General features: G+C 72.2%; 23 protein-coding genes. 11 read left to right on the top strand and 12 right to left on the bottom strand.

From position 1 onward, the window contains the following. Positions 1-300: 300 nt before the first annotated feature. Positions 301-525, top strand: a complete 225-nt coding sequence (locus T328_RS13365) for a hypothetical protein (protein WP_496496222.1) — start codon at positions 301-303, stop codon at positions 523-525. Between the two features lie 126 nt (positions 526-651). Here T328_RS13365 and T328_RS13360 read toward each other — a convergent pair whose 3' ends face one another. The 3 genes from T328_RS13360 to T328_RS13350 form a co-directional block, all read right to left on the bottom strand. Further along, positions 652-1,863 carry an RDD family protein gene (locus T328_RS13360; protein WP_496496221.1) on the bottom strand — a complete coding sequence of 404 codons (1,212 nt, stop codon included), beginning with the start codon at positions 1,861-1,863 and terminating at the stop codon, positions 652-654. 69 nt (positions 1,864-1,932) lie between these two features. Beyond that, positions 1,933-3,822: an RDD family protein gene (locus tag T328_RS13355; protein WP_496496220.1), complete on the bottom strand. Its 1,890-nt coding sequence runs from the start codon at positions 3,820-3,822 to the stop codon at positions 1,933-1,935. Positions 3,823-3,925: 103 nt separating this feature from the next. Continuing rightward, positions 3,926-4,966, bottom strand: a complete 1,041-nt coding sequence (locus T328_RS13350) for a GlxA family transcriptional regulator (protein WP_496496219.1) — start codon at positions 4,964-4,966, stop codon at positions 3,926-3,928. 308 nt (positions 4,967-5,274) lie between these two features. On the opposite strand from T328_RS13350, the gene T328_RS13345 reads away from it, so the two are divergent. The 3 genes from T328_RS13345 (at position 5,275) to T328_RS13335 (ending at position 7,444) form a co-directional block, all read left to right on the top strand. Beyond that, entirely contained in the window at positions 5,275-5,934 is a 660-nt protein-coding gene (locus tag T328_RS13345) for an IclR family transcriptional regulator (RefSeq protein ID WP_496496218.1), read from the top strand. Positions 5,935-6,082: 148 nt separating this feature from the next. Continuing rightward, complete coding sequence (locus tag T328_RS13340; protein ID WP_496496217.1) at positions 6,083-6,862, top strand: S16 family serine protease; 780 nt, start codon at positions 6,083-6,085, stop codon at positions 6,860-6,862. Between the two features lie 75 nt (positions 6,863-6,937). Further along, complete coding sequence (locus tag T328_RS13335; RefSeq protein ID WP_496496216.1) at positions 6,938-7,444, top strand: FBP domain-containing protein; 507 nt, start codon at positions 6,938-6,940, stop codon at positions 7,442-7,444. On the opposite strand, the gene T328_RS13330 is transcribed toward T328_RS13335, so the two are convergent. Continuing rightward, positions 7,428-7,970: an Lrp/AsnC family transcriptional regulator gene (locus tag T328_RS13330; protein ID WP_496496215.1), complete on the bottom strand. Its 543-nt coding sequence runs from the start codon at positions 7,968-7,970 to the stop codon at positions 7,428-7,430. The two genes, T328_RS13335 and T328_RS13330, sit on opposite strands and share 17 nt — an antisense overlap. Positions 7,971-8,095: 125 nt before the next feature. Here T328_RS13330 and hppD point away from each other — a divergent pair, with 125 nt between their 5' ends. Both hppD and T328_RS13320 read left to right on the top strand, forming a co-directional pair. Continuing rightward, positions 8,096-9,241: a 4-hydroxyphenylpyruvate dioxygenase gene (gene hppD, locus T328_RS13325; protein WP_496496214.1), complete on the top strand. Its 1,146-nt coding sequence runs from the start codon at positions 8,096-8,098 to the stop codon at positions 9,239-9,241. 70 nt (positions 9,242-9,311) lie between these two features. Beyond that, on the top strand, positions 9,312-10,748 hold the full coding sequence (locus T328_RS13320; protein ID WP_496496213.1) for an FAD-binding oxidoreductase: 1,437 nt from the start codon (positions 9,312-9,314) through the stop codon (positions 10,746-10,748). Between the two features lie 5 nt (positions 10,749-10,753). Here the strand turns inward: T328_RS13320 and T328_RS13315 are convergent, their stop codons facing one another. Next, positions 10,754-11,200, bottom strand: a complete 447-nt coding sequence (locus tag T328_RS13315) for a DUF1877 family protein (RefSeq protein WP_496496212.1) — start codon at positions 11,198-11,200, stop codon at positions 10,754-10,756. Between the two features lie 116 nt (positions 11,201-11,316). Next, on the bottom strand, positions 11,317-12,606 hold the full coding sequence (locus tag T328_RS13310; protein ID WP_496496211.1) for an ankyrin repeat domain-containing protein: 1,290 nt from the start codon (positions 12,604-12,606) through the stop codon (positions 11,317-11,319). 176 nt (positions 12,607-12,782) lie between these two features. Between T328_RS13310 and T328_RS13305 the strand changes: the two genes are divergently transcribed. Next, the gene (locus T328_RS13305; RefSeq protein ID WP_496496210.1) at positions 12,783-13,403 is read left to right on the top strand and encodes a hypothetical protein; all 621 of its coding nucleotides are present in this window, start codon (positions 12,783-12,785) and stop codon (positions 13,401-13,403) included. Between the two features lie 16 nt (positions 13,404-13,419). Here the strand turns inward: T328_RS13305 and T328_RS13300 are convergent, their stop codons facing one another. Further along, positions 13,420-13,851 carry an ATP-binding protein gene (locus T328_RS13300; RefSeq protein WP_496496209.1) on the bottom strand — a complete coding sequence of 144 codons (432 nt, stop codon included), beginning with the start codon at positions 13,849-13,851 and terminating at the stop codon, positions 13,420-13,422. Positions 13,852-14,025: 174 nt separating this feature from the next. Here T328_RS13300 and T328_RS13295 point away from each other — a divergent pair, with 174 nt between their 5' ends. Beyond that, on the top strand, positions 14,026-14,868 hold the full coding sequence (locus T328_RS13295) for a helix-turn-helix domain-containing protein (RefSeq protein ID WP_496496208.1): 843 nt from the start codon (positions 14,026-14,028) through the stop codon (positions 14,866-14,868). Continuing rightward, a complete protein-coding gene (locus T328_RS13290) occupies positions 14,865-15,071 on the top strand; it encodes a DUF397 domain-containing protein (RefSeq protein ID WP_496496207.1) in 207 nt (68 codons plus the stop codon). Before T328_RS13295 ends, T328_RS13290 begins: the two co-directional genes overlap by 4 nt. Before the next feature lies 1 nt (position 15,072). On the opposite strand, the gene T328_RS13285 is transcribed toward T328_RS13290, so the two are convergent. The 5 genes from T328_RS13285 to T328_RS13265 form a co-directional block, all read right to left on the bottom strand. Further along, positions 15,073-15,555, bottom strand: a complete 483-nt coding sequence (locus T328_RS13285; protein ID WP_496496206.1) for a pyridoxamine 5'-phosphate oxidase family protein — start codon at positions 15,553-15,555, stop codon at positions 15,073-15,075. A 23-nt stretch (positions 15,556-15,578) separates the two neighbouring features. Continuing rightward, on the bottom strand, positions 15,579-16,115 hold the full coding sequence (locus tag T328_RS13280; protein WP_496496205.1) for a DUF6529 family protein: 537 nt from the start codon (positions 16,113-16,115) through the stop codon (positions 15,579-15,581). 27 nt (positions 16,116-16,142) lie between these two features. Then, a complete protein-coding gene (locus T328_RS13275) occupies positions 16,143-16,709 on the bottom strand; it encodes a COG4315 family predicted lipoprotein (RefSeq protein ID WP_496496204.1) in 567 nt (188 codons plus the stop codon). Between the two features lie 134 nt (positions 16,710-16,843). Next, on the bottom strand, positions 16,844-17,596 hold the full coding sequence (locus T328_RS13270; RefSeq protein WP_496496203.1) for a phosphotransferase family protein: 753 nt from the start codon (positions 17,594-17,596) through the stop codon (positions 16,844-16,846). Between the two features lie 208 nt (positions 17,597-17,804). Next, on the bottom strand, positions 17,805-18,497 hold the full coding sequence (locus tag T328_RS13265) for an NADPH-dependent F420 reductase (RefSeq protein WP_496496202.1): 693 nt from the start codon (positions 18,495-18,497) through the stop codon (positions 17,805-17,807). 92 nt (positions 18,498-18,589) lie between these two features. Here T328_RS13265 and T328_RS13260 point away from each other — a divergent pair, with 92 nt between their 5' ends. After that, positions 18,590-18,973 (top strand): winged helix-turn-helix transcriptional regulator, encoded by a 384-nt coding sequence (locus T328_RS13260; RefSeq protein ID WP_496496201.1) that lies wholly within the window; start codon positions 18,590-18,592, stop codon positions 18,971-18,973. A gap of 751 nt (positions 18,974-19,724) precedes the next feature. Next, positions 19,725-20,234, top strand: coding sequence for a DinB family protein (locus T328_RS13255; RefSeq protein ID WP_496496200.1), 510 nt, complete (start codon positions 19,725-19,727; stop codon positions 20,232-20,234). Positions 20,235-20,302: the final 68 nt, after the last annotated feature.

Raw genomic sequence — 20,302 nt, 5'->3', positions numbered from 1 at the left:
AGTCTTGACTTGGACACTTCAGGGGGCTACGGCGCTCGGGCCCTGGTGACGCCGTTGCTCACCCCGGCATGACACCGTGCGCCCCCTCGTGCTCCCCCCGAGTGGGTAAGGTCACGCTTACTTGCGTTCCCGGGCGGGCACCGCCTTGGGTAGTGGGGGGCGGCTGCACGCACGGAGCCGCCCTTCGGCACGTTCACCCGTCCGTACCGATGCTGAGCCCACCAGGGGGCCGCCATGCCGCGTCCGACTCTCTCCCAAATCCTGTACGGGTCGGCCACAGTCATCGCCTCAGCGGCAGCAATGCTGTTGCTCTCGCAGGCCGGCGCAGCCCTCGCCCTCGTGGCGATCTGCGTCACCGCCCTGGCGCTCGGTGTGCTCGTCGCACTGACCGCTCCCCCGCCGCGCTCCCGCCGCGCCTCCTCCGCCGTCCAGGCGGAGCAGCCGGTCGTGGTGCCGCGGCCGGAGGGGATCGCCGCACCCGCGGCGGACCGGCGGCCGGTCGGCGCGCAGCCCGCGCGACACTGAGACGGTGCGACGGCGCCCGCGAGGGCGCCGACGGGGGACGGCCGAGGCACGACGTGAGGCGGCCGGCGACCAGAGGGTCGCCGGCCGCTTCCGTGCGCCGGGGGGGTTGCCCGTTCGACGACCGCGTTACGGCGTGAAGCGCTGGCCCTCGGTGGAGACCACTACGGTCTTGGCCGCCTTGTCGTGCACGCACTGGCGATACGGCTTGTCCCAGGTGCAGGACAGCACGTTGTAGAGCCAGAACAGGACGCCGAGGCAGGGCACGATGCCGGGCAGCGAGTAGACGGCGGCGCGGATCCAGCCCGGGTTTCCGGCGGGGACTGCGCCGTTCTCCAGCATGCCGACGCGGATGCCCATGAGCTTCTTGCCGACGGTCTGGCCGCTGCGGGTGAGCATCAGGCCCTCGTACACCAGGTAGACGACGATGCCGAAGAGGCCCCAGCCGTACTGAGGGCCGGTGTTGTCGGAGTCGCCGAAGTCGTCGATACGGCCGATGAGGGTGAGGAAGAGCGACACCGGGATGTAGACGATCAGGCCGTCGATGACGCGCGCCAGCAGCCGGCGGCCGAGGCCGGCGAGCGGGGGCATCCCGGCGAGCCGCGGATCGGGCGCGCCGTACGCGGCACCGCCGTAGCCGGCGCCGCCCGTGTCGTCGACGCCGTACGTCGGCGGGGGCGGGGGCATGGCGCCGGGGGGCTGGTCGTACGGGGAACCGGCGCCGGGGGGCGGGGTGGCGCCGGAGCCGGGGGGCGGGGTGGCGCCGGAGCCGGGGGGCGGGGTCGCACCGGAACCAGAGGACGAGGTAGCGCCAGGGCCGGGGGGCGGGGTCGCACCGGGACCCGACGACGAGGTGGCCCCGGGCCCGGTGGGAGGAGTAGCGCCGGGACCTGAAGGAGAGGTTGCGTCGGGACCGGCGGGCGGAGTTGCGCCGGGACCGGACGACGAGGTGGCCCCGGGCCCGGTGGGCGGGGTGACGCCGGGGCCGGGTGCGGCGCCCTGCGACGGACCGCCGTCGGCGGACTCCCCGCCCCCGTGCGCCGGGCCCGGGCCCGGGCCCGTGTCACTGCCGGACGGCGGCCCGGGGGCGGGTGACGGCGCCGGGGCCCCCGCGCCCGGTCTCTCGGACCTCGTCGGGCCGCCCACCGGCCGCGTCGTACCGCTGCCGCCGGACGGCACCCCGCGCGCCTCCTGCTCGCCACCGGGCGACGGCTCCGCCTCCGCCTCCCCCTCCGGCCACTGCGTGCCGTCGGCGGGCGGGCCGGGCTGTCGCTGCTGCTGCGCGCGCGTGGGCCTGCCGCGGTGCGGGTCGGCGCCCTCGCCGTGGTCGTCGGAGCTCATGCACCGAGTCGACCCCGGGCGCCGCCGCCCCGCATCCCGGGCGGGGCCGAACGGCTTGCGGCGGGACCGTCAGCCGCGGGCCACGTACGTGCGCCCCGCCTTGTCGTGCCAGCACTGCCGCCACGGCTTGTCGAAGGCGCACCAGAGCACGTTCAGCAACCCGACCAGCGGCAGCAGCACGAACACGGCGTACGTCAGCCACCGCCGCAGCGCCGAGCCGGTCGCCGGCGGGTCCTGCGACTCGATGTCCAGCACCCGCACGCCGAACAGCCGCTTGCCGGGCGTACGCCCCCACTTCGCCGTCGGCAGCGCCTCCACGATCAGGCCGAGGACGAGGAAGAGGCCGAGGACGACAGCCAGATACGGACCGGTGGTGCCGTCGACGAGCCAGACCGTGACTGTCTTGCCGGACGCCTCGGCGGCGTCGATCTTGTCCTGGACGTGGTCCACGGACTTGCTCACCAGCGGCGTCGCGACCGCGCCGACGACCCCGCCGACCAGCAGCGCGTCCACCAGCCGGGCGCCGAGCCGGCGGCCCAGACCGGCTGGCGGGGCGGTGCCCTGTGCGGCGCTGAGGAAGGGGTCGCTGGCCGGCGGGCGCCACGGCACGACGGGCGGCTCCCCGGCCCCGGCGCCGGCACCGCCGCCCTGCGGCAGCTCGGCGCGGGCGGCCCGCCCGGGGAGCCGCCCGGCGGACTGCCGCGGCGGCGAGGGCGTCGGCGGGGCCGTCGGCGGGGCCGTCCGCGCGGCCGGGGTCAGCGGCGGCGCCGTGGGGCCGGCCTGCGGCGCGAGCTGCGGCTGCGCGGGGCGGGGCTGCGGCAGGTCCGGCGTGGTCGGCGACGGGGTCGCCGGCCGCACGGCGGGCAGGTCCGGGGTCGTCGGCGAGGGCTGTGCCCGCGGCAGGTCGGGGGTGGTCGGCGCGGGGAGGGCGGGCGGTGCGTCCGGGGCGGTCGGCGACGGCGCGTAGCCGCCGGCGGCCTGCCGCGGGTCCGCGCCGCCGATCCTGCCGCCCGTCCCGCTCCCGCTCCCCGTCCCGCTCCCGGCGCCGGCCTCCGGCTCGGGCGGCGTCGCGGGCGCCGGTACGGGCGCGGGCCCGGCCAGCCGCCGCACCTGCTCGCCCCACGAGCCGCCGCCGACGCGCGGGTCGCGGCCGAGCGGCCCGCCCGGCCGGTCCTGCTCGTACGCCCCGGCCGCGGCCTGCCCGCCCGCCGACCCGGCACCGGCGGCACCCACGCTCCCGGCACCCGCGCTCCCGGCCCCGGCGTCCGCCTCCGCACCGTCCTCCGCCCGCCGGGCGCCCGGCAGCCGGGGCTCGTCCTCGGCACGGCCCGGCCCGGGTGCGCCCCTGCCCAGCTCGGCCGGCACCGTGAGCGCGGGCGGGTCCTGCCGGTCCTGCGCGCCCCAGGCGACGCGGCCGTCGGCCCGCTCCGCGACGTCCACGACGTCGACCGCCTGCCACCCGCCCTGCGCGTCCGAGGGGGCCTCGACGGACGCCGCCGCCTCGGCGGCGTCCCGTACGTCGTCCGCCTCGCCGCCCGCGCGCGCGTGCCGCCCGCGGGAGGCGGGCACGGCGGGCGGGGCGTCCTGCGGCTCCTCCTCGTCGAGGAAGACCGGGCCGGTCTCGCTCACGGCCGGAGCGGCCGGGGCGGCGGGCTCCGCGGACAGGGCGTCCGCGGGCACGGCGTCCGCAGACACGGCGTCCGCGGACAGGGCGTCCACGGGTACGGCATCGGCAGGCACGGCGTCCGCCGGGCTCTCCGGCGTCTCCGCGCCGCCCGCGCCCGCGCCCGCGTGCTCCGCCGACGCGAACAGGTCCTCTTCGCCCTCCTGCGTGCGGCGGCTGGTGCCGGGGACCCACGCCGCACCGTTCCAGTACCGGACGTAGCCCGGAATGGAGGGGTCGGGGTAGTAACCGGGGCCGGGGATCCCGCCGCCGGAGGGTGGTGTCGGGGCGCTCATGGGTCCACATCTACCAGAACCCGCGGACAGCCGGGTCCGCCTCGCCCCCGTTCCGCCTTATGAGACTTGTCAAACGATCGGGGGAACTCTGCGGAAGTCGTGGCTACGCCGCCGCCCCCGCCGGCAGCTGCCCCGGGCCGCGGAACGTCCCGCGGTACGCGGTCGGCGACACGCCCAGCGCCGCCTGCATGTGCTGCCGCAGCGACGCCGCCGTGCCGAACCCCGCGTCCGCCGCGACCCGGTCGACGCTGCGGTCCGTCTCCTCCAGCAGCTGCCGGGCCCGCTCCACCCGCTGCCGGGTGAGCCACTGCAGCGGCGTCACGCCCGTCTCCTCGCGGAACCGGCGGCTGAAGGTCCGTACGCTCATCGACTCCCGCGCGGCCAGCTCCCGCAGGGCGAGGGGCCGGTCGAGGTGCGTCAGCGCCCAGGCGCGGGCCCGCCCGGTGGTGGACAGCTCCGGCTCGGCCACCGGCCGGGGCACGTACTGGGCCTGCCCGCCGTCGCGGTACGGGGGCACGACGGTGCGCCGGGCCACGTCGCCCGCGACGGCGGCGCCGTGGTCGGTGCGGATCATGTGCAGGCACAGGTCGATGCCGGCGGCCTCGCCCGCGGAGGTGAGGACGCCGCCGTCCTCGGTGTAGAGCACGTCGGGCCGGAGCCGGACGGCGGGGAAGCGGCGGCGGAACAGCTCGGCGGACTTCCAGTGCGTCGTGGCCCGCCGCCCGTCGAGCAGGCCGACGGCGGCGAGCACGAACGCGCCGGTGCAGACGGACGCGACGCGCGCTTCGGGGCGTACGCGCGCGAGGGCCGCCCGCAGCGCCGCCGACGGCCTGCCGTGCCCGGTGCCGTCCGCGGCGCCCTCCAGGGCGTCCGCGGCGTGCGACGCGGGCACCACCACGGTCCCGGCGTCGTCCAGCGCCTCCGGGCCGCGCTCGACGACCACCGGGAAGTCGGCGTTCGTACGCACCGGGCCGGGCCGCAGCGCGCAGGTGACGACCTCGTACAAAGGCCGCCCGGCGGCCTCGGCGGAGCCGAACATCTGGTGGACGAGGCCGAGTTCGAGCGGCATGACCCCGTCCCGCACGAGGACGGCGACGCGGTGCGGCGAGGCGGTGGTGGTGACGTTCTTCGCGAAGCCGGTCATGGCACGATTCTTTCATGTGAGATTAATCCGGCCATTCGAGGGCATTGCGCCCCGCGCAATGATCACGGATGGTGACCGGCGTGGAAGATCCTGACCGGATTCTGGACGGGGTCTTCCGCTGAGCGGTGCTGCTCGCTAGCTTTTCGCACACCCCCGCCGAGCAGGCGGAGGCGGGCTGAAGAGATCCGCGGCGGACCCGCCGTGGAACTGACAGCCGGTGCCACCTGGGACCGGCGGCTCTCACGCCGGTGCTGCACGGGACAGGTGCACCGGCGCGGGAAGGGCCGCACATCACTTGAGGAGGCGGCGTGCCCGCAGAGACCTCCCAGACCCTCGACCGTGGACTCCGCGTGCTGAAGCTGCTCGCCGACACCGACCACGGCCTCACCGTCACCGAGCTGTCGCACAAGCTCGGCGTCAACCGCACCGTCGTGTACCGCCTGCTCGCGACCCTGGAACAGCACGCCCTCGTCCGCCGCGACCTCGGGGGCCGCGCGCGGGTCGGGCTCGGCGTGCTGCGGCTGGGCCGGCAGGTGCACCCCCTGGTACGGGAGGCGGCGCTGCCGGCGCTGCGCTCGCTCGCCGAGGACGTCGGCGCCACGGCGCACCTCACGCTGGTCGACGGCAGCGAGGCGCTGGCCGTCGCGGTCGTCGAACCCAGCTGGACCGACTACCACGTCGCCTACCGCGCCGGCTTCCGGCACGCGCTGGACCAGGGCGCGGCGGGCCGGGCGATACTCAAAGGCCGCGGCCTCGGCCCGGGCGCAGCCGAGAACGACGCGGAGCTGGCGCTGGCCCTGACCCACGGCGAGCTGGAGGCGGGCGCGAGCGGGGCGGCGGCGCCGCTGCTGGGGGTGTCGGGGATCGAGGGCAGCGTGGGGGTGGTGATGCTGCACGAGATCGTGCCGGGCGAGGTGGGCCCGCGGGTGGTCTCGGCGGCACGCGAGGTCGCCCAGGCCTTGCGCTGAGCCCGCGCGGGCGCGGCGTGACCGGTGCCCGCACATGCGGCGTGACGTGGTGGCGGCCGGCCGGGCACGGGCCCGCAGCCCGTCCCGTACGGCCTGCCCCGGCCGATCCGGCGGCGCCCGCCCGGCGAGGGCACCGTAGATTGGAGCCGTGCTAGCCGTGCTCTCTCGTCGTGTGATCCTCGCGCTCGCCGCGGTGCCCGTGGCCGGGCTGCTCGCCGCCGCGGCGTTCGCCCCGCTGCCGTTCTCCCGCGCCCAGCCCGGGATGACCGCCGACGTGCTCGGCGAGCACCGGGGCGATCCCGTCATCCTCGTCTCCGGGGCGGAACAGCACCCGACCGAGGGCGAGTTGCGGATGACGACGATCGCCGCGACCGGCCCGGAGGTCTCCCTGCGGATCGCGGACATCGCCTCGGGCTGGTTCGCCACCGACGAGGCCGTGATGCCCAAGGAGGCGGTGTACCCCGTGGGCGACTCCAAGAAGGAGATCCGGGAGTACAACGCCGAACAGATGCGGGAGTCCCAGAACACCGCCGTCACCGCCGCCCTGCGCCACCTCGGCCGCGACCCCGGCAGCGTCGACGTCGAGCTGCGCCTCGCCGACGTCGGCGGGCCCAGCGCCGGGCTGTTCTTCGCCCTGGGGATCGTCGACAAGCTCGGCCCCGGCGACCTGACGGGCGGCGAGGTCATCGCCGGTACGGGCACGATCGAGCCGGACGGCACCGTCGGCGCGGTCGGCGGCGTGCCGCTGAAGACGCAGGCGGCGAAGCGCGACGGCGCGACGGTGTTCCTGGTGCCCGAGGAGGAGTGCGCCGACGCGGAGTCGGAGCTGCCGGAGGGGCTGCGGCTGGTGCCGGTGGCGAAGCTGTCGGACGCGGTGGCGTCGCTGGAGGCGCTGGCGTCGGGCGACGGCGACGTACCCGGCTGCTGATCCGCTGCCGCTCCCCGTACGGCCGGCGCGGAATTCGCGTGCGGTCCGTACGCGAGCTCCGTAACGTCTGCCGACGTGGAACCGCTCAGCGAGAAACAGATCCGTGCATCCTTCGTGAACGGCACCAAAGGCGACGCCGCCCGGCTCAGGCTGCCGCTCGACTTCGCCGAGCTGCCCTGGGCGGACCTGGACTTCCTCGGCTGGGTGGACCCCGGCGCCCCGCTCCGCGCCCATCTCGTCGTCCCCCGCCCGGACGGCCCGCTCGGCATCGCCCTGCGCGTCCCGGCGGCGGGCCGCGCCAGCGCCGTGCGCTCCCGCATGTGCCAGCTCTGCCTCACCGCGCACTCCGCCTCCGGCGTCCGCCTCCTCGCCGCCCCGCTGGCGGGCGCGCGCGGGCGGCAGGGGAACACGGTCGGCGTGTACGTGTGCGCCGACCTGGCCTGCTCCCTCTATCTGCGCGGCAGGCGGCAGCCGAAGCTGCGTACCGTGCCGCAGGAGGAGTCGCTGACGGAGGCCGAGCGGGTCGCGCGGATGTGGGGCAACCTGGAGGACTTCATCACAAAGGTCACGGCCGCCGCGTAGGACTGTCCCCCGGGCCGCCGCCCGGGCTCCCGCCCGCACTGCCGTCCGGGCCGCCGGCCGCGCTACCGCCCGCCGCCTGCCGCACCAGCGGCACGATCCGCAGCGGCACCGGGTTCTCCATCACGATCGCCGTCGACGCCCGCACGATGCCGTCGAACCCCACGACGAGGTCGATCACCCGCTGCAGGTCCGCGTTCGACCGCGCCACCAGCCGGCACAGCATGTCGCCGTGCCCCGTGATCGTGTGCAGCTCCAGCACCTCCGGCACCCGCGCGAGGTGGCCGCGTACGTCCGCGCCCTGGCCCTGCTTGATCTCCAGGGTGGCGAACGCGGTCACCGGGTAGCCGAGGGCCGCCGGGTCGACGTCGGGGCCGAAGCCGCGGATGACGCCGCCGGACCGCAGCCGGTCCAGCCGGGCCTGGGTGGTGCCGCGGGCGACGCCGAGGCGGCGGCTGGCCTCCAGGACGCCTATGCGCGGCTCGTTCGCGAGCAGCTCCAGCAGCCGGCCGTCGAGCTGATCGATCATCTCGCGGACTCCTCATTGGTCAGCTTGTACAGATAGCCAGGCAAGCGCGAGGTATCACCGGTCAATCTGCCCAGCAATTTCGGCAACTATTGCACACCTTGCCAACCAGAGAGACCCTTTTGACCATGACCGAGATCATTGATCAGCCCGCTCCGCAGACCCGGCAGGACGACCCCTTCCCGGTGCAGGGGATGGACGCCGTGGTGTTCGCAGTCGGCAACGCCAAGCAGGCCGCCCACTACTACTCCACGGCGTTCGGCATGAAGCTGGTCGCGTACTCCGGACCGGAGAACGGCAGCCGCGAGACGGCCGGTTACGTCCTGGAGAACGGCTCCGCCCGGTTCGTCTTCACCTCCGTCATCAAGGCCGCCACCGACCGCGGCCGGTCCCTCGCCGCGCACGTCGCCGAGCACGGCGACGGCGTCGTCGACCTCGCCCTCGAAGTCCCCGACGCCCGCGCCGCGTACGCGCACGCGGTGGCCCGGGGCGCCACCGGCCTGGAAGAGCCGTACGAGCTGAAGGACGAGCACGGCACGGTGGTGCTCGCGGCCATCGCGACGTACGGCCAGACCCGCCACACCCTCGTCGAGCGCACCGGCTACGACGGCCCGTACCTGCCGGGCTACGCGCCCGCCGAGCCCCTGGTCACCCCGCCCGCGCGGCGGACGTTCCAGGCCGTCGACCACTGCGTCGGCAACGTCGAGCTGGGGAAGATGGACGAGTGGGTGGCCTTCTACAACAAGGTCATGGGCTTCACGAACATGAAGGAGTTCGTGGGCGACGACATCGCCACCGAGTACTCCGCGCTCATGTCGAAGGTCGTCGCCGACGGCACGCTGAAGGTCAAGTTCCCGATCAACGAGCCGGCGCCGGGCAAGAAGAAGTCCCAGATCGACGAGTACCTGGAGTTCTACAACTCCCCCGGCGTGCAGCACATCGCGCTGGCCACGAACGACATCGTGAGCACGGTACGGACCATGCGCGCGGCCGGCGTCGCCTTCCTCGCAGTGCCGGACGCGTACTACGACACCCTCGGCGAGTGGGTCGGCGACACCCGCGTACCGATCGACGAGCTGCGGGAGTTGAAGATCCTCGCCGACCGCGACGAGGACGGGTACCTGCTGCAGATCTTCACCAAGCCGGTGCAGGACCGGCCGACGGTGTTCTTCGAGATCATCGAGCGGCACGGCTCGATGGGCTTCGGAAAGGGCAACTTCAAGGCGCTCTTCGAGGCCATCGAGCGCGAGCAGGACAAGCGCGGCAACCTCTGACTGCGCAGTTGCCGCAGGTCACCCGATGGTGGGGTTCCGTCCGGCACGACGGCATTGCACGCTGGAGGGTATGAGCGATCTCACCGAGGACCGGAGTGCGGGCGGGAGTGCGGGCCGGAGTGCGGCGGGGGCTTCCCCGTACGAAGCGCTGCACGCCGCACTCCGCGCCGGGCTCCCCGCCGCGGCGGTGCTGACCGACCCGGACGTCACCGCTTCGTACGCGGGCGACATGGCGGGGTTCTGCCCCTCCGGCACGCCCGCGGCCGTGGTGCTGCCGCAGACGGTCGAGCAGGTGCGGCACGTCCTGCGCACGGCCACCGAGATGCGCGTCCCCGTCGTCCCGCAGGGCGCCCGCACCGGCCTGTCCGGCGGGGCCAACGCGGACGACGGGGCCGTCGTGCTGTCCTTCGTGAAGATGGACCGCATCCTGGAGATCGACCCCGTCAACCGGATCGCCGTCGTCGAACCCGGCGTCGTCAACGCCGCGCTGTCGCGCGCGGTGGCCGCCGAGGGCCTGTTCTACCCGCCGGACCCGTCGAGCTGGGAGGAGTGCACGATCGGCGGCAACATCGGCACCGGCTCGGGCGGCCTGTGCTGCGTGAAGTACGGCGTGACCGCCGAGTACGTCCTCGGCCTCGACGTCGTCCTGGCGGACGGCCGGCTGCTGACCACCGGCCGCCGCACGGCGAAGGGCGTCGCCGGCTACGACCTGACCCGGCTGTTCGTCGGCTCCGAGGGCACCCTCGGCGCCGTCGTCGGCGCCACGTTGGCCCTGAAGCCGGCGCCGGGGCCGCAGTTGGCGCTGGCGGCGGAGTTCCCGTCCGCGGCGGCGGCGTGCGACGCGATCTGCCGGATCATGGCAGGCGGGCACGTGCCGTCGCTGCTGGAGCTGATGGACCGTACGACGGTACGAGCCGTCAACGCCCTGACGAAGATGGGCCTCCCCGAGTCCACCGAGGCCCTCCTCCTCGCCGCCTTCGACACCCCCGACCCGAGCGCCGACCTCGCCGCCCTCGGCGCCCTCTGCACGGCGGCCGGCGCCACGGACGTCGTCCCGGCGGCGGACACCGCGGAGTCCGAACTCCTCCTCGCCGCCCGCCGCGCGGCCCTCCCGGCCCTGGAGGCGACGACCGGCACCACGATGATCGACGACGTCTGCGTCCCCCGCAGCCGCCTCGGCGCCTTCCTCGACGGCGTCGCCGGGATCGCCACCACGTACGACCTGACCATCGGCACCTGCGTCCACGCGGGCGACGGCAACACCCACCCCAACGTCTGCTTCGACCCCCGGGATCCGGACGAGTCGGCGCGGGCGCGGAAGTCCTTCGACGCCATCATGGCCCTGGGCCTGGAGCTGGGCGGCACCATCACGGGCGAGCACGGGGTGGGGCTGCTGAAGAAGGAGTGGCTGGCGAAGGAGCTGGGGCCGGTGGGTCTGGAGCTGCAGCGGGACATCAAGCGGGTCTTCGACCCGCTGGGCATCATGAACCCGGGCAAGCTGTTCTGACGCGATCACATATACAACGTCATTGCTCGACCCACCTCCGCGGCGGTCTGGTAGCAATCACGCAGCCACTCGAATTCCCTCATCGCCTTGTCAACGTCATAATTCTGTGCGCTGTAGCAGTCGGTCAAATCAGCCATGGTGAACAGCTGCTTGAAGCGTTCGTGGTCGATCGATTCAAGCGACTCGGCGATAGCGGCGACCTCTTCTGCATTGAACGTCCGCGACGGCCCGAACCCCTGGTCCTCGCCGAATGGCGTGCCACCGAGGATCGCGCGTCCAGCACAGCCAGAGCCACCTCGGTCGTCGGCACTCAGCACACGTGTCAGCACATCCCAGGCCTGGTCCAAATCCACTTCGGGGTAATCCCAGAAGTCCTGAGGCAGGTTCGGCAGTGTACGCAACTCCGCAAGATCGGCTTCGGGCACAGAACGGAGGCGAGCGGTCATCGACATGGCGCCAATGCTAGGAAGATTTCCTCGAACTCGCCAGCTGTGACCGGCAGGCAAACGCGGTCCTTGCCCGGACCGTACGATCCGGGCACCGGGCCCGCGCATGCCAGACGGCGGCGTCACCCGATGCGGGCCAGCAACCGGCGTACGCCATCTGCCCGCAGGCCACCGGCGAGATCGCCTGCAGACCTGCCGTCATTGTCCTTCGCCGTCGCGTCGGCTCCCGCGTCGAGCAGACGCTTCATGACGGTGGGGAAGCCACTCACGGCGGCGAGCAGGAGGGGCGTGCGCCCTTCGCTGTTGCGAGCGTCCACCGGTGCCCCCCGGTGCAGCAGCATCTCGACCAGGTCCAGATGGTTCATCTCGCACGCAAGCGCAAGGGGAGAATTATAGGAACCGTCGTCGTTTTGGACGCCGTTGATGTCCCAGCCCATGCTCAGCAGATACTCGACCACGGCTGTGCGGCCGTGACGGGCGGCCACGAGCAGAGGCGCTTCGTGTAGTTCGAGCGGGGCTCCGGCGTCGAGCAGCCGCTGGATGACGTCCAGGTGTCCCCGCTCCACAGCGTTGATGAGGGGAGTCCCGCCGTCACGATCAGCAGCCGCCGGCTCGGCGCCGCGCTCCAGCAGGGCATCGACTACCGGCAACCAGCCGTACCACGCGGCGTACCAAAGCGCCGTCCTCCCTTGGCCGTCACCGGGCGCGGTCACATCTGCCCCGCGCTCGATGAGAGCCTCGACCAGCGGACGGTGTCCCTTGAGAGCGGCAAGGGTCAGGGGGGAAAGGCTGCCGTCGGAGTGCTTGCCCGCTGGCAACCGCGCAAGGATAAAGACAGGCACGCCGTTTGCCCAGGATCTGCGGTCGCTGATGGGGCAGTCGACATCGAGGCCGGCATCGAGCAGTGCCTGAACAGCAGGCAAGTCCCCGTTTTCGACGGCGTGCTCCAAGACGGCGACCGGATCACCCGCGGGCGGGGCTTCATCGGATACGGGCCGCGGTGGGGGCGGCGGCTCGACGGTGACACCATGCTGGCCCAGCAATTCGTCCACGGTGCGATGGAGCAGCTCGCGGTCGTCGTAGAAGCGCTGCATGGTGTCGTAGCGCTCCGCAAGATGGGCAAGGGCGCTCATCTTGGTGAAGTCGACTTGGTCGTCACCTTCTTCCGGCACCGGGGCACGCAGCACATCGAACCAGAGGATCCCAGGATCGATCTCGTAGTCACGATAGACTGTCTGCGCTTGCAGCAGGTAAGCCAGAATAAGGCGTTGGGGCCATTCCTTGAGGTTCCAGTAGTCCTGGACCAGATACTCCGCCTGGTCGTCGTACCCGATGTCTGAGAACAACTGGTTCGCGAGGTCCCAGTCCTCTTTCCGTACGACCTGATCCATTAGGTCGTCCGCATCCCACATGTTGTGGTTCCTCACTAGTTGGACATGTGATTGGTCTACCACGGATTCCGCGTCGCACGCCTTTTCCGGAAAGTGCCCCGCGGATGCTAACGGCGCATGCTGTACAAAACCTTGACGAAATCTCATGTGGCCGTCGACGGAACATCGGGGTGCGCGCGCTGGCATACTCCTCCACCATGAGCGGTGGAATGGTGCAGGTGATATGGGCCAAATCCGATGGCAACACGGAATACTGGTCCATGAAGTACGGCTCGGAAGCGGTGCCGTCGATCGTCGGAAGGGGCCCGGATGATGTTCTGCACGGCGTGTGGGACGGCCCGGACAGTCCCCTCGACGAGGTCTTCATCGAGGGGTGGGTCGCCATCGACGAGCCTCGACGCGTCCTCCTGATCGGGTACGACCACTGGTCGCACTACACACCCGAGATCATGGACGACGACAATGCCGTACTTCGCCAGGTGTCCGACGGCGGCGACCCGGACGGGCGGCGGTGGCTGCTCGCCTGGCTGCGCGCCGCATGGCCCGGGTATTCGGTGGCCGTGGGACTCGACCTGCGCGAGACCAGCACCGGTCTCCTCAGAGGACAGCCGCTGAGTACCATCCCCGTTTGCCCGGATCCAACCGACCTCCCGGCCACCGGCGACGCCGCGACCGATGCGTTCCGCAGCCTGGCCGACGCATTCGCCAACCCGTTCTTCAGCTGGGACGGGGGCTTCGTCGCCGAGCCGATACGGCCCATCAGGGAGATCGCCCGCCGCCTGGGCGTACCGGACTGGGAGCCCCGCGCCTGCTACTGACCTCTGACCGCCGGATCTACCGCGAGTCCCGGCGGTGGACCTCGGCCCAGACGGTCTTGACGGCCGCGTTGGGCTGGAAGCAACCCCACCGCTCGGCGAAAGCGGCGACGAGAACCAGCCCGCGCCCGCGGTCGGCCTCGCCGGCCGCGGCGTGGGGCGGGGCGGTGGGCACGGGGCGTTCCGGGCGAGCGTCGGAGACCTCGATCCGTACGACGTGCTCCTCCAGGTACAGCCGCAGCCGGAAGTACCGCCCCCGATGCCGCGCGTGCACGGCGGCGTTGGCGGCCAGCTCGGCGGTCACGGCGGCGACGGCCTCGGCCGTGGGGGTGGCGCGGGGGATGCCCCACTCGCCGAGCTGGTGCACGGCGAGGAGCCGGGCGCGTCGGGCGCCGCGGGGGGTGGGGCTGAGGAGTACGGAGAGGGCGGGGTCGGCGGGGGGTGCGTGCATGGGGCAACGGTGGCGGGGGGCGGGGAGGGGTCGGCAGGGTCGCCGAGAGGCAGGAGCGTTACGTACGAGCGGTGGCGTGCTTTGTACGAGCCGATGACCATAACCCTTGCCGATGCGTGTCGTTGTACCCGGGTAGCACGCGCGTGCGACGAACGAGGCAGGGGTGTGAGTCAGATGGGGAACAACCGCCGCCGGGGAAAGCGCATCAACGACGACGACAGGCCGGGGAGTTGGGTCGCGTACGGCAAGCTGCTCAAGTTCTTCCGCACGAAGGCGGGGCTGACGCAGGAGGAGTTGGCCGACCGGATGGGCTACTCGGTGGACCACTGCGCGTCGGTGGAGCAGGGACGACGCCCGGCGAAGGCGGAGTTCACGGGGAGGGCGGAGGAAGTGGTGGAGGCGGGGGGTGTGTTGTGGGAGTTGCAGGATGAGGTGGATTTCGCCCAGTTGCCGACGTTCTTCCACGACCTGGCGGTGCTGGAGAAGGAGGCAGTGGTCCGGTTCTCGTACGACCCCCTTGTGATCCCGGGGTTACTTCAGACGGAAGACTACGCACGAACCTTACTCAGCGCCGCCTACCCGCCCATCGATGACGAGACGGTCGAAGAGTGGTTGACGGCACGCCTCGCCCGACAGTTGTTGCTCACCCGCAAGAAGCCCCTGGTGGCGTTCGTCTTCATCATCGAGGAGGCGACGCTGCGTCGCATGGTGGGGGGCCGCGAGGTGATGCGAGCGCAGCTCCACCGACTGCTGGAGTGTGCCAAGCTGCGCAATGTCGACATCCAGATCATGCCCTCTGCACGAGCGGTGCACGGCGGCTTGAACGGGCACATGGTGCTGCTGGAAACCGCCGACGGAAAGCAGTACATCTACGTCGAGGCACAAGGCTGCGTGATGTCTCGGGTTGGCCGGGACCAGACGAGCGCCTTCTGGCTCCGTTACGGTTCAATGCGCGCATTCGCCCTCAGCACTGAGGAGTCGATCCGCCTGATCGAGCAAGTGGCAGGAGAGCTATGAGCATCACCAAGACCGAGGACCAGGATTCAGGGTTGTCCTGGTTCAAGTCGAGCTACAGCAGCCAGGACGGCGGCGACTGCATCGAGGTAGCCCCCACGCCCCACACCATCCACGTCCGCGACTCCAAGGACACTGACGGCCCCATACTCCACTTCACCCCCGACGCCTGGGCCGCCTTCGTCGCGTACGCCCGCGCGCTTTAGCCTAGAGGACCACCGTCACGCGGTGGTCGGACGTGCGGCCGTGTACCGGGCAGGGCTCACCGGATGCCTGTGGGCAGAGCATGGAATGTTCGGTCACCGATGCCCGGTACGCCCGGTACCGGCCGGGTGGCCGGAACGCCTCCGGGCCCTTGCCGAACGGTGCCGCGCCCAGGTAGATGTCCAGGCCCCGGTCCAGTTCGGCTCCGGTCAGCTCGCACGCGGTGGCGGCCATGTAGACCGCCTCGCCGGAGCCCGGTTTCTGCTGCGAGTTGAACACCACGATGCCGACCCGGGGCCGCACCGCGATGTTGCGGACCTGCGTCGCCTCGGGTGAGGAGATCCAGTAGAACGTCGAGTACCCGTCGGCCACGTAGAAGACCGGCGACGCCCAGGGCTCGCCGTCCGCGTTCGCGGTCGCCAGCGTCATGAAGCGGTTGCCGTCGATGATCGCCCGCCCCATGGCGTCAAGATTCCCGGTGTCCATGGCGTAGACCGTACACACGAAGGCTAGAGACCGGGAACGCTGTAGTCGTTCAGCACCCACAGCGCCGCCGAGTACCACAGCAGCCCCACCGCGACGAACAGCGCACCGCCCGCTACGGGAAGCAGCCAGCCGGGTGCGTGGCGGCTGCGTACGACCAGGACCTTCGCGACGAAGGCTCCGTACAGGGCGCAGCCGGCGATCGAGTGCAGGTGGACGCGGGTGTCGGTGGTTTCGACGCCGTAGGTGCGGACGCAGTGGACGGCGATGGGCACCGACAGCAGGAAGGCGGCCCATCCCACTGCGCGGTGCGTGATGCGGACGGGGCGGGACCCGGCGCCGTACATCCAGGCGGCCAGCAGGACCTGGATGACCGCGAGGCCCAACAGGGCTGTGGCCAGGCGGGCCTTGAGGGTGACCGCGTCGGTGCCCTCTTCGCCGAAGAGGTCCGTCGTGTACTGAGGGGTATGGTTCTGGCCGATCACCCAGATCGCCACCGCCGTGGCCACCGGCAGCGCGGCGCCGAGGACAAGGGCGGCTCCGCGTACGGTCTTCGAGGTCACGTCGATCGCCCGTTCGCCAGGCCGTGACTAGTATCCCGGCCCGCCCGTCTCGTCCGTCCCGTCCGTCTCACCCTTCTCGACCTTGTCGCCGTCCGCGTCGAGGACGAACCACTCGGCGCCGAACTGGTCGAGGGCCTGGCCGTTGGTGTCGCCCGGCTTGGAGTCTTCCTCGTACCGGTAGAGCGGGTGGTCGTTGTACGTGACCTGCGTCTTGCCGTCGGATCGCTTCGACGTGTCCAGCAGCTTGGACTGCGCCTCGCCGTCGGCCTTCGGCTCCCCGGTCGTGAGCAGCGGCGGCCAGGCTTCGGCGCACTCGTCGTCGCAGGTCGAGGTCGTCGACTCGTCGGCCTCGAACAGGTACAGGGTGCGGCCCTTTTCGTCGACGAGGATGGTGCCGAGGTCGCCGGCCGAGTCGGTCTTCACCGTGGCCCGTTCGTCGGCCTGCGAGACGTTCGAAGCCTTGCTCGACGCCTTGCTCGACGGCGGCGCCGCCGTCGAGGCCGAGGAGCCACCGTCATCGCTGGCACATCCGCTTACAGCGGTAATCGTCATGAACGCGGCCGTCCCCACGACGGCCAGGCGGAATCGCCTCATCACAGCTCCACAACTCATGAGGCCCGAGGTCTCAGGGGCCGGTGGGTGCATATTCCCTGATCGTGGGATTTCTGCCGCGCACGGTTTCCGTGGCCGCCCCGAGATTCACCGGGATGGCGGCACGGCCGCGCTCGTCACATCCGGGCCCGCAGCACGTCGACCTCGCAGCCCGGCGTGAACGGGTCGAAGCCGTGCTCGATCAGCCAGCGGACTGCCAGCAGGCTGCGCAGCGACCACCACGCGCGGATCACGTCGAGGTCGACGTCGGGGTCGGCGCCGTAGCCGGCGAAGACGTCGCCGAGGTGCTCCTCGTGTCCGAGGGTGAAGGTGGCGAGGTCGTAAAGGGGGTCGCCCCGGCCCGCCTCGGACCAGTCGATGATGCCCGTGATCTCGTCACCGTCGTGGAACACGTGGGCGACATGCAGGTCGCCGTGGGTGAACGCCGGGGTCCACGGCCGTAGCGCGGCCTCGGCGACTTCGCGGTTGCGGGTGACGAGGTCGGCGGGCAGGACGTCGTTCGCGACGAGCCACGCGCACTCGACGTCGAGCTCCGCCACCAGCACGTCGGGACCGCGGCCGGCCCGGCCGGGCCGGGGCGGCAGCGGCGCGTCGTGCAGCTTCCGGATGGCGGCGCCCGCCGCGGCCCACGCCGTCGGCGGCGCGGTCGACGGCTCGCCGAGGCGGCCGAGGGTCGTCCCCGGGACGGCGGCGATCGCGAGCACGGGCGGCTTGCGCCACAGGACCTCCGGGGTCGGGACCGGCGCCAGGTCCATCGCCTCGACCTCGATGTCGGTGCGCGCCTGATCGGCGTCCACCTTCAGAAAGACGTCGCCGACGCGGAGGGTCGCGCACTCGGAGTGGGCGACGACGACCTGTACCTCGTCCATGGCGACCAGTATCCCGGGGGTGATCGGCGGCGTCGCCGGGTTTTCGCGGGTGGGCGATGGCGTAGCGCCGACCGTGTAGCGCTGCGTCGGGGGCGGTCGGGGGCGACCCGGGGAGGGGTCGGGCCGGGGGCGAGTCCGGGACGGGCCGGGGGCGACAGGATGCCGACCCGCCCATCGGCCGACCGCGGCCCCGGGCAGGCATCCCCGGTCAGGCATCCTCCGTACTGCCTTGGCTCTCCCGGTGACCGCCGGCGGCGGCCCCGGTTGCGTACGCCAGCGGCGGGGCTATCGCCTGCACGTCCGCGGCCTCGCCGACCCAGAGGGCGATGAACAGCGCGGCGGTCGCTTCCAGGAGCCCGGCGCGTTCGAGCCCGCCGCCGGCGACGGGTTCGCAGCCTACGGCCCGTACCAGCTCGTGGGCGCGAGCGAGGGCCGTCTCGTCGTCTCCGCAGACGGGCACGGCAAGGGGGCGGCCGTCGAAGACGGGCGGGCGCATGCGCCATACGTCCTCGTGGCAGAGGTTGAAGACCTTGACCACGTGGGCTCCGGGCGCCGCCGCGGCGAGCCGCTGCGCGGCCGAGGGGCCGCCTTCCGTCAGCAGGCGGAAGGCCGGGCCGACGGGGTTGGAGCAGTCGAGCAGCACCTTGCCGTCCAGGGCGGCGCGCAGGTCCCGTACGACGTGTGCGCCCGCCCCGAAGGGCAGCGCGGCCAGCACCGCGTCCTGGCCGGCCTCGGCGGCGGTGCGCAGGCCGGCGGCCGTTGCGCCGGTGCCGATGCGGGAGGCGAGGCGGCGGGCCTTGGCGAGGTCCCGGCCGCCGATGGTCACCCGGTGCCCGGCCCGTACCCAGTGGGTGGCGAGTGCGTCGGCCATGTTGCCCGTGCCCAGTACGCCGATTCTCATCGAGTGTGCCTCTTCCATTGCCGATTCCCCTTTCCTCTCGGCTGTTGCCGTCCACACCGACGCTAGGAGGCTGTTCGGGCACCATTTGGTACGTGACCACTGATGTATTCCTCGCCGACTGCCGCGCCCGCCTCGCCTTCGACCTGCTCTCCCACACCTGGAACGCCGTGGTGCTGTGGGCGCTGCGCGACGGCCCCAGCCGGCCGGTGGAACTGCGGGAGCGGATCGGGGGGATCAGCTCCAAGGTCCTTACCGAGACGCTGCGGCGCCTGCAGTTCAACGGGCTGGTCGAGCGGCGGGCGCGCCCCGGTGCGCCCGCACGGGTCGACTACCGGCTGACGGATCTGGGGCAGACCTTGCTGGCGCCCATCGACGCCTTCGGCGCCTGGGCCTTCGCGCATGGCGATGAGGTCATGGCAGCCCAGGAGGCGGCCTGCGCGTCCGACCCGGACCCGGAGTCCCGCCTGTCGGGCTAGGTGTCCGACGCCGACACGCCACGGCCGGAGTCTCAGCGTCTCTGATTGGCTTAGTGATCCCCAGTGTTGCTCAGAGATGTAGGCCAATCGCCTTCGTGCCCTGGTGCCGATGGACGAGTCCGTCGGCCCGCGTGGCACGTCCCTCCGGGCGCTGACCGACCAGACACCCAGGTGCTGACCGGGGAGGGTGCCCGACGTCGCCTGGGCGCCGGGCGTGCGTGTCACACTCTGCCACAGGACTGCTACGGTTGGCTCATCCGATTGGTGAGCCTGACGGCCCGCCGCCCTCACCGACGGCGGGCCGTCCCACGCAGCGACGTCAGGGCTTCGCGCGAGTCGCCCCGGACACCGACGCCCACCCGACCCACGCGTCCCCCGCACACCCGCCCAAGGGTATGCCGCCCCTCCGACAACGCCAGCTCACCAGCTTCAGCCGCCCGTTCCGCGCTCCCGGTGTGCCGGGGTGGGTGCGGTAACGAGGTGCGGGAGAGCCCGGTTCGGGGGGTGCGGTGTGGGGGTGGGGCGGTGGCAGTCCGCACTTGGGCGCGAATGTGGGCCGGATATGAGGGCTTTGGCGTATATCGTCCCGCCGCATTCGCGTCAACGCCGGCGCCGGGATCCTCTACGGAGCCGTCCGACCGCCGACTCACGACCCACGACCGGCCGCCCCCGGCCCGAGACCCGCAGCCCGAGACCCGCAACCCCGCCTGGATACTGGTCCCGCCACCCGCACCGAATCAGGGGCCCCTCCATGACCAGCGACCAACGCCCAGAACCACCCCTTTCCGGAACCGAACGCGACACATTGCGGGCCTACCTCGACTACCACCGCGCGACCCTCGCCATGAAGTGCGAGGGCCTCACCGACGACCAACTGCGGCAGCAGTCGATGCCGCCGTCCACGCTGTCGCTGCTCGGACTCGTGCGGCACATGGCGGAGGTGGAGCGTGCCTGGTTCCGTCGGGTGTTCGAGGACGACGAAGCGCCCATGGTCTGGTCCGACGAGATCGACTTCCAGGCCGCGTACGACGCCCGCGCCTCGACCAGAGACGAGGCGTTCACCGCCTGGGAGGCGGAGGTGGAGAACTCCCGCCGTATCGAGCGAGAGGCGGCCTCCCTGGACCAGCCCGGGTTTCAGCCGAGGTGGCGCCAGGAGGTGTCGTTGCGGATGGTGATGGTGCACGTCCTCCTGGAGTACGGCCGGCACAACGGGCACGCGGACTTCCTGCGCGAGGGTGTCGACGGAACCGTGGGCGCCTGAGTACGCAGGTCACCGGTCCCCGCCCGGGGAACAACGTGCTGATGAAGCGACCTTTGGTGCTCGTTACC

Source organism: Streptomyces sp. CNX435, assembly GCF_059570575.1.
Note: the sequence above shows the minus strand (reverse complement) of the source record. Positions and strands in the feature narration are given on the sequence as shown.